This is a genomic window from Stenomitos rutilans (assembly GCF_059505485.1).
Genome location: NZ_JCACKR010000065.1, coordinates 36796 through 49535, shown reverse-complemented (window position 1 = coordinate 49535; position 12740 = coordinate 36796). Strand labels below are relative to the sequence as shown.

The 12740-nt window shown below is 50.3% G+C and carries 10 protein-coding genes; 6 read left to right on the top strand and 4 right to left on the bottom strand.

All coding sequences use genetic code 11. The annotated features are described in order from the left end of the window. Positions 1–378: 378 nt before the first annotated feature. Both AC5JLP_RS12380 and AC5JLP_RS12375 read right to left on the bottom strand, forming a co-directional pair. On the bottom strand, positions 379–1122 hold the full coding sequence (locus AC5JLP_RS12380; RefSeq protein ID WP_496068217.1) for a class I SAM-dependent methyltransferase: 744 nt from the start codon (positions 1120–1122) through the stop codon (positions 379–381). Between the two features lie 176 nt (positions 1123–1298). Further along, positions 1299–1481, bottom strand: coding sequence for a hypothetical protein (locus AC5JLP_RS12375; RefSeq protein WP_496068216.1), 183 nt, complete (start codon positions 1479–1481; stop codon positions 1299–1301). A gap of 665 nt (positions 1482–2146) precedes the next feature. Here AC5JLP_RS12375 and AC5JLP_RS12370 point away from each other — a divergent pair. After that, the gene (locus AC5JLP_RS12370) at positions 2147–4687 is read left to right on the top strand and encodes a sugar phosphate nucleotidyltransferase (protein WP_496068215.1); all 2541 of its coding nucleotides are present in this window, start codon (positions 2147–2149) and stop codon (positions 4685–4687) included. Between the two features lie 185 nt (positions 4688–4872). Next, on the top strand, positions 4873–5364 hold the full coding sequence (locus AC5JLP_RS12365) for a single-stranded DNA-binding protein (RefSeq protein WP_496068214.1): 492 nt from the start codon (positions 4873–4875) through the stop codon (positions 5362–5364). A gap of 81 nt (positions 5365–5445) precedes the next feature. Here AC5JLP_RS12365 and AC5JLP_RS12360 read toward each other — a convergent pair whose 3' ends face one another. Next, the gene (locus AC5JLP_RS12360) at positions 5446–6060 is read right to left on the bottom strand and encodes a hypothetical protein (protein WP_496068213.1); all 615 of its coding nucleotides are present in this window, start codon (positions 6058–6060) and stop codon (positions 5446–5448) included. A gap of 1177 nt (positions 6061–7237) precedes the next feature. Between AC5JLP_RS12360 and AC5JLP_RS12355 the strand changes: the two genes are divergently transcribed. Continuing rightward, positions 7238–8047 (top strand): FHA domain-containing protein, encoded by an 810-nt coding sequence (locus AC5JLP_RS12355; RefSeq protein ID WP_496068212.1) that lies wholly within the window; start codon positions 7238–7240, stop codon positions 8045–8047. A 219-nt stretch (positions 8048–8266) separates the two neighbouring features. Here the strand turns inward: AC5JLP_RS12355 and recA are convergent, their stop codons facing one another. Next, positions 8267–9343, bottom strand: a complete 1077-nt coding sequence (gene recA, locus AC5JLP_RS12350; RefSeq protein WP_496068211.1) for a recombinase RecA — start codon at positions 9341–9343, stop codon at positions 8267–8269. Between the two features lie 489 nt (positions 9344–9832). Here recA and xseA point away from each other — a divergent pair, with 489 nt between their 5' ends. The 3 genes from xseA to AC5JLP_RS12335 all read left to right on the top strand — a co-directional run bounded on the left by xseA (position 9833) and on the right by AC5JLP_RS12335 (position 12343). Next, complete coding sequence (xseA, locus tag AC5JLP_RS12345) at positions 9833–11089, top strand: exodeoxyribonuclease VII large subunit (protein WP_496068210.1); 1257 nt, start codon at positions 9833–9835, stop codon at positions 11087–11089. Between the two features lie 61 nt (positions 11090–11150). Further along, positions 11151–11438, top strand: a complete 288-nt coding sequence (xseB, locus tag AC5JLP_RS12340) for an exodeoxyribonuclease VII small subunit (protein WP_496068209.1) — start codon at positions 11151–11153, stop codon at positions 11436–11438. A 509-nt stretch (positions 11439–11947) separates the two neighbouring features. After that, positions 11948–12343 (top strand): STAS domain-containing protein, encoded by a 396-nt coding sequence (locus AC5JLP_RS12335; RefSeq protein WP_496068208.1) that lies wholly within the window; start codon positions 11948–11950, stop codon positions 12341–12343. Positions 12344–12740 lie beyond the last annotated feature (397 nt).

Sequence of the window (12740 nt, the reverse complement as noted above, 5' to 3'; positions counted from 1 at the left end):
CAACACCAATGGCAATACTCTAGTTCGCATCGCTATGAGCGGAGGAGAATGCATGACAGAAATTGGGGCTGTCGATGTGATGGGAAGCCGCAGCGTTTAGCGTTTGAGGGTATAAAAGTGGGGGAGTGAGTGGGAGGTGCCCACCCTACCCGCTTCTGTCTACAGGTTACATTCCACAAGTCTGGACATGCGAGTAGAGAGCACTACATTGGGCGAGCGTACCTCAAACAGAAATGGTCTTGTTTGAAATAGGAATGCTCTAACTTGAGGCAGGAATGGTCTCACTTCAAGTACGATCGCGCTCAACCAAAACCTTCGAGATTTACATACTTGATGCTCAACAGAGACGCTACTTGAGCAAAATTCCGAGGTTTGTGATTAAAACTGCACTTTGAACAGTTGAAAGAGTTCTCCCGGCAGCGTCTTCCCAATTTTGCCGCCCGCTGTGTGGATGGTTTTCTGCCAATCGACGATCGGCTCTAGAAACACTTCCGCGCCCAGGTACATTTCCAGAATGGCCCAGTTTTCAGCCAACGGTGTTTCAGGGTCGAGTACATCGAAAACGAAGATACCACCAGGCTTTAAGACGCGCTTCACCTCGGCAAGGACAGCTGCCCAGTAATCGAGGGGGTAGTAGCAACTCACACCCGTGGCGATCACCAGATCAAACTGCTTCGCCTCATATTGCAACTGATGTGCGCCGCCCAATGCCACACCCTTAAACAATTTTGAGTTGAGTTGCGGTCCTCGTGCCGTTAAAATGTCGCGGGCGACGTCACTAACCTCCTGCCCATAGAAGAGCGCTTCCCATTCACGCCACGGGTAGATCAAAAAGCTCACCCCGCAGCCAATATCCAGACAGTGCTGATTTTTCTTAGGCTTGGCAAGCTCCCAAAAGGGTGACGCCAGCTTGGTTTGCAGCGAACCCGATGCGCGCTCTCGAAAAATTGGCATGGCCTCTACTTCTTCGGGCAAATCAAACGGTTCACCCCGATACTCGCGGTTAAAGCGTACTGTTACAGAAGCAATCTGGCTTTGCCAATCCTGAGTGGGACTTAGTTCGCTGAAATAGCTGCTGCTAGAGAAGGCTCCTTGAGACTCAGATCCGTGCTTTTTTGCCATGCTCAGACTCGTTCCTCTAGCAACAGTTATTAGCTTGGTTGGCTACTAGCTATCAGCTTAAAGCCGCTCCTAGCTCCATTCTCTTAGCAACCGTGTAGTTTATCTATCAGCAATGAAGTTTTACTGACAATGCTAATGGCTGACGGCTGACCGCTGACAACTACTAGCTGATTTCATCAACGTCCTGTCAGTGCTCGGTTAAAGTTCTGACGATAGGACTTGTTGAAGATAAAGATAGGCCATAGTAGCGCTAGATAAACACGGCCACTGCTGAAATTGGTGCGGTTGAAGCCAGTCCAAAATTTCCAGATGCCAGCAACATAGGCACCTCCTAGCAGAATGACGAGCAGTGTACTCATTGGTTTGATCCTTAATTGACTGAAAAAAACGAGTGACTAACAACGCAGGCTACAACTGAAGCTACATCCATGAGCTTGTTCGCTCCGGATGCATTCGCTCTCGACACTTGGCTCAATGGCAACCCAACCAAGTAACTCTCTCTAAGCGTAGGGTAACGAACCGAGTTAAACCTGCTCGATGGAGTAACCTCAGCATAACGGTTCCTAGATTTCTACGCGTTAAGCCATCAGTTGGGCAACCCTCAGACACAGAGGCTTGAGGCTAGTAGCCCGTCAAAGTTGACACGCTACCAGTGGTCTTTAAAGCTGGTTCTATCCTAGCTTGCAGCGTAAGGGCGATCGCAGAACACACGAGCTTCGCCGCTATGACGCGCAGAATTTTCCATCAATGCTCTTGATAGATGTCGGAATCGTCTTTAACGTATGACACTAGAAGAAGATGGTGAAAAGAGAGGGGCAAGGGACGCAGGGAAAGCAACGGAAGAACATGCAGAAGGCAAGAAAGAAACGGCAAAAGGTAAACACTAACGACTGCTGATAACCGCCTTAATTCAACACTCAGAACTCTCTCCGCTTCCCCTCCCCCTCCGGCTCTTACCTTCTACCCCGCTCTTACCCTTGCAAATCACCCCCCTTCTCAAGACGCTTAAACAGGATGATGACGTATGCGAGCAGTTTTAATGGCGGGAGGTTCTGGAACACGGCTGCGTCCGCTGACGTGCGACCTACCCAAGCCGATGGTGCCAGTCCTAAACCGTCCGATCGCGGAACATATCCTCAATCTGTTGAAGCGCCATCGCATTACAGAAATCATCGCTACGCTGCACTATCTGCCGGACGTAATGCGCGACTACTTTCAGGATGGCGGTGACTTTGGCGTGCAGATGACCTATGCCGTTGAGGAAGACCAACCGCTTGGCACCGCAGGCTGTGTGAAGAATATTGCGGAGTTGCTGGATGATACGTTTCTCGTTGTGAGCGGTGACAGCATTACTGATTTTGACCTGACGGCTGCTATTCGGTTTCACAAGCAGCGTCGGGCTAAAGCAACGTTAATCTTAACGCGTGTTCACAATCCGATCGAGTTTGGAGTGGTCATTACTGACGGGGACGATCGCATCCGACGCTTTCTCGAAAAGCCCTCTACCAGCGAAGTCTTTTCAGATACGGTAAACACAGGCACGTACATTCTTGAACCAGAAGTCCTGGACTATCTGCTACCCAACCAGGAAGCAGATTTCTCGAAAGACCTTTTTCCATTGCTGCTGGAGAAAAATGAGCCGATGTTTGGCTATATTGCCGAAGGCTACTGGTGCGATGTGGGGCATTTAGATACGTATCGCGATGCTCAGTACGATGGTTTAGAGCGGAGAGTGAAGCTGGACATTGCTTATGAAGAGCGATCGCCCGGTTTATGGGTGGGACAAAACACCTACCTTGACCCAACGGCCAAAATTGAAACGCCTGCCATGATTGGTAGCAACTGCCGCATTGGTGCGCGCGTTCAAATCGATGGCGGTACGGTGATTGGAGATAACGTGACGATCGGAGCCGATGCGGATCTCAAGCGTCCCATTATTCTCAACGGTGCCATCATTGGTGAAGAAGCGCATCTGCGAGCCTGCGTGATTGCACGTGGTACACGGGTCGATCGTCGTGCCCATGTGCTGGAAGGTGCAGTCGTAGGGCCGCTGTCTACGATCGGCGAAGAAGCGCAGGTGAGTCCAGGGGTACGAGTCTGGCCCAGCAAGCGGGTTGAGTCTGGTGCCACGCTCAACATCAACCTGATTTGGGGACATGCGGCCTATCGCAATCTTTTTGGGCAGCGTGGGGTCTCCGGTTTAGCCAATATCGACATTACGCCAGAGTTCGCCGTCAAGCTAGGTGCGGCCTACGGTTCGACGCTGAAGCCTGGTGCCCATGTTGCCGTTTCGCGGGATCAACGCAGCATTTCGCGGATGGTGTCGCGATCGCTCATTGCGGGTCTCATGTCGGTGGGCGTGAACGTTCAAAACCTGGAAGCCACGGCGATCCCATTAGCGCGCACGATCGTACCTACGCTGTCGATCGCGGGGGGCATTCACGTCCGCATGCATCCCGATCGGGCCGACCATATTTTGATTGAGTTCTTTGAAGACAATGGCATCAACATTTCCAAAGCCCGCGAGAAGAAAATTGAAGGGGCTTACTTTAAGGAAGACTTTCGCCGTGCCCAGATTCAAGAAATTGGCAACGTCGTCTATGCCAATCAGGTGGTCGATATCTACAGCACCTGCTTTGAAAAGCACCTGAACATCCCAGCTATTCAGCACAGCAGTTCTAAAGTGGTGATTGATTATGCCTATGCGGTGTCGGGAGCGGTGCTGCCCCAACTTCTCGCTAAATTTGGTTGCGATGCGGTGGTATTGAATGCCAGCCTGAGCCATACGGCTCCTAACCTTGCCGATCGGGAAGTGTTGCTGAGCCAGCTAGGGCATGTGGTCGAAGCGCTCAAAGCCAACTTCGGCGTGCAGGTGTCTGCAAACGGCGAGCAGCTCATTCTGGTCGATGAAGCAGGCAGCGCCATTCGGGGCGAAGTTCTCACCGCGCTTATGGCCGATATGCTGCTGGTGCATCATCCCAGAGGCACGATCGTGGTGCCCGTCAATGCCTCCAGCGCCGTGGAGCAAATTGCCCATCGCCATGATGGTAGAGTCGTTCGCACAAAGGCAAATCCAACAGCACTTATGGAAGCCTGTCACGCCAGTCCTAACGTGATTTTGGGCGGCAGTGGGGATATGGGCTTCATTTTTCCACAACTGCATCCCGGCTTCGATGCCATGTTCTGCATTGCCAAACTGATTGAAATGCTGACCATTCAGGAGCGATCGCTCGGTCAAATTCGCGCCGATCTGCCCCGTGTTTGCCACAAAACCTGTATTGTACGCTGCCCCTGGACGGCAAAGGGGGCTTTGATGCGGCATTTAGTAGAAACTCATCCGATCGACAGCCTGGAACTGGTCGATGGCGTGAAGATCTTCAACCATCAGCACAATAGCTGGGTGCTCATCCTGCCCGATGCTGGAGAGCCTGTCGTACACATTTACGCCAATAGCAACGATCGTGGATGGGTAGACGAAACCCTGCGTGAATATCGCTTGCGCGTACAAGACTTTGTCGATCAACACCAGGGGGCAGAAGCCGCGAAAGCAGAAAGCCCGTACTAAAATAGAATATTGGTTTTTAGTTGTTAGTTTTTAGTCTGAGTACTGGACTGGTGATGCGGCATGGTGAGCAGTAAAGTGCGAAGCCGCAAATTCAACGTCAAAACGCGGAGTTTGCATTTCACTAATGGCAACTGCCTCTCTAACAACCAACAACCAACAACTAACAACTTTTTTAGGAATGTTCCATGAATAGCTGCATCTTGATGGCAGAAATCGTTCAGGCTCCCGAACTGCGGTATACATCCGATACCCAAACGCCGATCGCTGAAATGTTCGTTGAGTTTCCGGGTTTGCGTGCCGAAGATCCTCCTTCACGGCTGAAAGTGGTGGGGTGGGGCAACCTGGCGCAGGAGATTCAAGAGCGCTTTCACCAGGGCGATCGTGTGGTGATTGAAGGAAGCTTGCGAATGAATACGGTCGATCGTCCGGAAGGCTTTAAAGAAAAACGCGCCGAATTGACGGCTCAGCGTATTCACAGCCTTGGTGCAGATACGGCTCTTGAAGCATCGACCGCGTTACCAACCGCTGGTACCAACACGCCAGCCGCCAAACCTAATTCCACCACACCCACTACGAAACCATCATCCACACCCACGGCCAAAGCGAAAGCAGGTAAGTTCCAGTCTGAACCTGCAACGGCGCCTTCAGAAGCCGATTTTGACGATATTCCCTTCTAAAAAAGACCTCAGGCCGCGAGACGTTAAGTCAGGTCAAGCAGTAAGGTGATTTTGCGATACGCTGAGCAACCGACCAAGGATTTATAAAAGCTCCTTCAGAAAGCTAGAGACTTCATCTTCCCAGCAGGGTTCTGGTAGCAGTGAGATCAGCCGTTGGCTAATGTCTGCTTCGATCACAGACATATCGTCTCGCAGAAAAAACTCAGACAGCACCGTGAGATCTCGTGTCCTCAACGGCGATAATGGTGCAGCAAAGGAGCATAAATCGCTTAGCTCCCTTGCACTCACATCCGGCAGCGTTGCTAGAGAACGTCTGCTCCACGATCGCGTGTACAATCGTTGCGGCGCTTTGAGTGTGGCGGCTTGGCGCAAAGCATACAGTCCATCCAGATCAAGATTTTGGGACGAAGGCTGTGACCATGTAGTGTGACGTAAGGTTTGTGGTGTGCCTAGATTGGGTGCTTTGGCAATCTGCGTGTCTCTGGAGGGTGTAGAGGTTTCAGCGTGAAGACGAAGGCTGCTTGAAGCCAACTCATCCTTAAGCTGAGACGTTGCATGATAGCTCTCAGCCAGCGCTTCTAAGGACGAGGTTGCGACTCGACTGTCCTCAATATCGAGGCTCTCTAATGAACGGTCAGGCGGCAATGAGTGCATGGGTAGAGAGGAACCGCTGTCCCCTGGCGAAGTAAGCAACATAGGTAGATCCCAAAATAATCTGCCGCTATAAGGCGAAAACGAGCAACTGTGTCATCACTGCTCGGTTCAATCACGTCATGCACCCCTTACAAACAAATCCGCCTCAAAAGCTTTCTGGTAGATGCACTGAATGTAATCCCTTTTCTCCTGTGCCATCCTTGCCAGATGTCGCACTGTCAAACGACAGCATAAGAAGCACTCGCTATCCAACCTTGCCTATACCTGGGAATGATCCCCAACCTTCTGGCGGCTTTTACAAGTAGGACTTACGCATTTGCCCCAAAAACCCCAATGCTGGAGGCTTTAATTGGCTCGGTTCCCCCAGCATTGGGGGCTAGGGGGCGAAAGATGATCGCTTTTGCGTAAGTCCTAACAAGATTAAGCGTGCCATCCAACGTTCATTCTCCAACGTTCATTCAGACAGCGGCTGAAGCAAGACAGAATTGCGTTGTGATCAATATCACAACATTTACTATAGCGGTTCTTTAGGGCATTCACTACCTACTACAGTCTCGTCCAGCAGCGAAATGCACGTTACTAGCAGGGTGGGCTTGCGACCATATCGGAATTGTGCCCTGCGGTGACTGAATACTGAAATTTTGTTGAAGTTTTGCTGACTGCGAGAAGCATTGTTAGTGAGAGTAACGCCTTCGACTAGGGTTAGTTGTTCTGGCTAGGGCACGGATCATAAAAGCGATCGTGTGCATATCAGTCTTCTAGGGATACAGCGGAGGTTACATTCATTCGAGCAGCGTCGATCGTCCAGATGCCTGCGCTAATTAATTTGCACTCAACTATTCAGGAGAAACTGCTGGAATGTCTACAGTCCTCCGCGCCCAGCACTTGGCATCTAATACTTTCTATAGCGATAAGCTCTTAGCATTGGGGCCAAACTTTAGACGTGGCCTGTTGCCGTGCTACTGGGCCACGCCGTTTAAAGCGTAACAATGATCCAGTAATCGTGCGGTTATGTCTCGATACTGGGCATTTTAAGGTAGAAGCAAAGCTTTATCTATGACAGCTCTATGGCAGCGTTTCTGTCCCTCTTTGCATTTCAAATGACCTGATCCTGATCACTAACCGCTCTTCTCCTGCGGGTACACCCGACCCATCTAACAAACCTCTCATTCTTTGAGAGTGGAGCGTTTTGGTCTCACCGCTTACTTTGGAACTAGCTATGCTCGACTCACACTCATTGGCTGAATACTCTTCGCAGGTGTTAAATGCTTCTGGCAACACCGAACTGGAGCAGCGCTTGGGGCTGTACCGCGTTTTCCTGAAGCTCTATGAGCATCACCGAAGCCTTTTGGATGAAATTCTAGATCTAGAAAATACTGGCATTAAGTCACGGAAACAAGTGGCTTTGCAGTATATCCAGGGAGTGGTGCAGGGGCAAAAAGTCTATGTGATCACGAATCTCCTAAACGGCAAGACGCGATCGGTGCTGCAACCGCAGAACATTTGGGTGATTGGTCGCGATCGCAAAATGGCGTTACCTATTCAAGACAAACGGCTCTCTCGTCGTCACGCGGCCATTCAGCACATAGACGAGCAAGGCTTTTATCTAATTGACTTCAACAGCACGAATGGCTCCTTTGTCAACGGCGAACCTGTGCGGCATTGCACCTTGCTCAAAGATGGCGACCAAATTCGCTTGGGCAGTTTGGCGTTTACCTTCTTCATCTGCCACGCCCCTAAAACGGCTGAAGCAATAACAGAGGATATCGTGAATCAGATTAATGCGGCTCGACATGCCTGTGCCAGCGCCGAAGACTTAACCGTTACAGAGACAGGAGCGCCATCTACCGTTCCAGACTGGGATACACCGCTCTCCGCTGATGGCAAAGACACATCTATGTTCTTAAGACCAACGATGTCCGGTAGTGAAGTGATCCCAGAGCAAGCCGCTTATCCCATTAGTATGAAGCAGCAGGCAGACATTTTAGATCGCTTTATGCAGCGAAACGCGGCTGATCACCACAACTAGGCTAGTGGTCTGTCAAGACTTATTTTGTGAGTTTCTCACTTACAAAATAACAACCTTCACTAAACCCAAAGCACAAAATCAAAACTGACGAACCACTAGTTTGGAGTGGCAAAAACGGTTGTTCATGGTGGAAGCGCTTCAGGATCAGCCAAATATTGACTAGCGGCTGATCCCGTAGAGCGTTTCTAAACCAACTTTCTCTAGAGTTGAGCGTCTGGTTTATTCGTCATCGTCAAGCAATTCATCATCCTCATCTTCAACCTCTGCCGCTGCCACAGAGTTGGCCGAAACCACAGCACCAATTTCTAGCTTGTGGCGCACTTCTTGCTCAACTTTCTGGGCCACTTCAGGCTTCTCTTCCATATATTTGATGGCGTTATCGCGCCCCTGGCTAATATTTTCGCCACCGTAGCTGTACCAGGCTCCTTTGCGGACGAGTACGCCCGTTTCTTCTGCCAGGTCAACCAAACAGCCGAGGGTTGAGATTCCTTTGCCAAAAATCACATCAAACTCAGCAATGCGGAAGGGGGGCGCAACTTTATTTTTAGCCACCTTAACCTTGACGCGAATGCCGTATTCTTCAGTCCCTTTCTTAAGGGTTTGAATGCGGCGCGTATCCAGGCGCACAGAGGCATAGAACTTAAGCGCTTGTCCCCCTGTAGTGGTTTCGGGGCTGCCGTAGGTCACGCCAATTTTTTGGCGCAACTGGTTGATGAAAATGACGGTGCAGCCCGATTTGCCCATATTGCCCGCAATTTTACGTAACGCTTGACTCATTAAACGGGCTTGCAACCCAACGTGAGAATCGCCCATTTCGCCTTCAATTTCGGCGCGAGGTACCAAGGCGGCCACGGAGTCTACCACGATGACTTCGATCGCGGACGATCGCACCAATTGATCGACAATTTCGAGTGCCGCTTCACCTGTATCGGGCTGTGAGATCAGGAGATTGTCGATGTCTACTCCCAAAGCTTTGGCGTAGATGGGATCAAGCGCATGTTCTGCATCCACAAACGCTGCAATACCACCTGCTTTTTGGACTTCTGCCAGTGCATGGAGCGCTAGAGTCGTTTTGCTAGAGCTTTCAGGCCCGTAGATCTCAATCACACGACCTTTGGGCAGCCCACCTCCCAGTGCCAAATCCAGCGTTAGCGCTCCGGTAGGGATTGTTTCAACCTTCATCCGAGTCGCATCGCCCAGGCGCATAATTGTGCCTTTGCCAAAGTTACGCTCAATCTGAGTCAGAACGAGATTTAAGGCTTTGTTTTTATCAGAGTTGTCAGTTTTAGTAGCCATGAGCGCCTCAATGGAGAAAATTCAGTAGGTGAGTAGACAGAACGTACAGACTTGAAACAGTGAGGTGTAAACCGTTTTAGAGGATTTGACTTGAAGAGAGGTCGCGTCTTAGCGAGGCCGCCGCAAATGGTTGAATTGAATGCGATTAAGTGTTAAAGGCATTCTATTCTAAGCCACTGACTCCGAACGGATCATCTCGTTATGGCAACACCTCAGGATCAAACGCGACACCCCGTTCAATGGTTACGGAGCAGAGTAGGGACTTGCGTAAAGTCACACCAGCGAAAAAGCACTGCAATTGCTGATGGCGCACCGAGAGTATGAACAATTTAATAAAGTCTCGCTAATCTAGAGATGGTCGATCGTCCTAACGCCTTCTACGTTTCACCAGCGACAATGCTTTTACCGCACCTGGCAGTTGCGTGATCAGGATTGCAGCGAACGCTTGGTGGTATCGCCACCTCATTCAAGTTACATAAGTTACATACGATGACCTCCTATTTGCCTCACTTATTGGTTCCCGATACAGCACTGTCTGTAGCAGGTTTAACGGCTTATATTCAGGCATTGTTGGAACAAGACAATCAACTGAGCCAGATCTGGGTGACAGGGGAAGTTTCCAGCGCGACCCGTTATCGTAGCGGACTATTTTTTACCCTTCAAGACCCGGATGCCAAGGCCGCCATCAGTTGTGTCGTGTGGAACAGTCAATTAGACAGACTGACAACTCTGCCCGTTCAAGGAGAACAACTCATCATCCTGGGGCGCATCCACCTTCACCCCCAGCGGGGACAGTATCAACTCATTGTTTGGCAAGCCTTACCAGCAGGTGAAGGGCTACGAGCCTTACGGTATCGTCAGCTACGGCTTCGCCTCGAAACGGAAGGGTTGTTTGACCCTGCACGCAAACGCGCGTTGCCCATTCATCCCCAAGCGGTGGCGGTGGTCACCTCACCGCAAGCAGCAGCTTGGGGCGATATTCAACGCACGTTGAGACGGCGATATGCGGGTTTGCATGTGTTGTTTTCTCCAGCGTTAGTGCAGGGTGAACAGGCTCCAGCCTCGATCGTCAATGCCATCCAGCGAGTGGAGCGAGACGGTAGAGCGGATGTACTAATTCTATCACGTGGTGGCGGTGCGATCGAAGATATGGCGTGCTTTAATGACGAACGGGTCGTGCGAGCGATCGCAGATTGTGCGATCCCCATCATTGCGGGTATTGGGCATCAACGCGATGAAGCGTTAGCCGATTTGGCGGCTGATGTCTGCGCTCATACCCCTACCGCCGCCGCAGAACAAGCGGTACCCCAGTTAGTGGTTCTGCACACTGCGCATCAGGAGCGCGTGTTGACGCTCAAAGCCGCGATTCATGCTCGCCTAGAAACCGCCTATGAGCAACAGCGACGGTTGGGCGATCGACTGCATAAACTGCGTCTCGATCGTAAGCTTCAGCAAGAGCACCAAAAGCTTCACTGGATGCGTCAACGTCTGGTGCAGGGCAGCGCACTGCAAATTCAGCAGGCAACCTACCACTGTCAAGCACTTCAGCAAAAGCTTGCTACACTCGACCCAGCAGCCGTGCTAAAACGGGGCTATGCAGTGGCGCGTGATGTAGACGGACGAGTCGTGCGTGCTGCTGAAACAGTGACTCCTGGTGAAACATTGCATCTCCAACTCGCTCAGGGGCAACTAACAGTCAAGGTCACAGCTGTCTTGCCGCCATTGCCCAACGTTGAGCAATTGTGATAGGTATAGACTATGAGACACGAAAGACATGCAAGCGGGGTAGACGTTTCATTCCTTTGCCGTGAGCATTCATCAAGCCTCTATACAACGTTACGCAAGCCATCAAATGAGTGATGTCGATCGCAATCTGTCTGTAGGCATGCCGTCACCCGGTTGGAGCTATGAGGAAGCGGTACGGCAGGTAGAAGCGATTATGGCGCGCATTGAGTCAGGCGAACTAGAACTGGCGGACGTGTTTGACCAGTTCACGGCTGCCGTCAGCTACCTGAGCGAATGCGAACGGTTTTTGTCCCAGCGTCAACAACAAATGGATTTGTTAATTGAGACCTTGACTGACGACCCGGAGTAAGGTCGGTTGATGGTCAAGCACGGCGCGTCTGAGCTAGCACTCGTGAATGCTGCACGATCGATGTGCTATCTGCAATACATTTTCAACGGTTGCGTTCGAGTAAACTTTGGTTAAGTTAATAACTCAATAACCATCCATATTGATTGATAGCCATGTTAGTTTTTAGCACTAGTATAGGGATTTTTCATAGCTTAGGTTGGCACGATTAATCATTGCTAATCTACTAATTATTACAGGTTAAAACTTCTAGAAATGATTATTTCACTCATATGAAAACGTCAAAAATTCTTCATCAGTGGGCTTTAATTCTTTCCTGGGACGGATTCCTCAGCTTTGGAATCGCTTTACATTGTGGCTTAAGCGATTTCTCCTTGCCTGTGGAAGCGAACTTGCTTTAGTTTCTCGAATAACGCTAGGCAAGGAAACTTTATCGCACTTCATTCGTCACAGGCTATAGCATCAGCATGTAACGAGCCTGAAACGTTCAAACTTTATAAGGGCTGTTGTTTATGAGCTTTTCAATTCAGGTCATTCAGCCGTCTAATTTCCTCAGTACGGCTGCTATCAATCTTTTTCATGCTGAAGTCAAGCGTATGCTTGAGTCTGATGCAGCTATTGTTTTAGTCGATTTTGGTAATATTACAGCCATGAGCAGTTCCAGCTTTATTGCTGTAGTCAAAGCACTAAAGTCAGTGCGAGCTTCAAAGCGGCAGATTGCTTTATGCTCTATGAATGAGCAGGTAAGAATCTTGTTTGAACTGACCGGGCTAGATCAGTCGCTTAAGATTTTTCGTGATGCTGACGAGTTTAATCAGTACCTGCAAGCACACGAGAACATCGTTGAAGTTTCTCGATCGGTCAAGCCCAGCCTGGTGAAACGAGAAAGCCTGAAACTGGCGAGCTAAAGCTTGCGATCGTCTTCCTGTTAGTACGCTCTACGCATGGTAAAGCGGCGAGACATGAAAAGGTGTTTGAGCAGTGCCGAATGCCTCGCGTAGAGGTGCGGCGCGGGGCAAGCTGTCTCCTCAGTCTTCAAACTATGGTTGCTCACACGCCGTGCCCTGAGAGATGTTGGGGATGAGCTATATCCCTTAAAACATTCTCTGATGAACGACTTGCTGTTACTCAGTTAATCTGTGTGCAGAATCAGGTTTATCACAGCCGGACCTGTTATCATCCCGCTCATAAGCTTGTGCCCGTCGCAGTATGTTCTATTCGCGTATATCATCACGTTCTAAGCCTGTACATGCGTGGGAAGTGTACTCATTTGGCGTTGCTGAAAAGCAGTATGAACCGAACCGA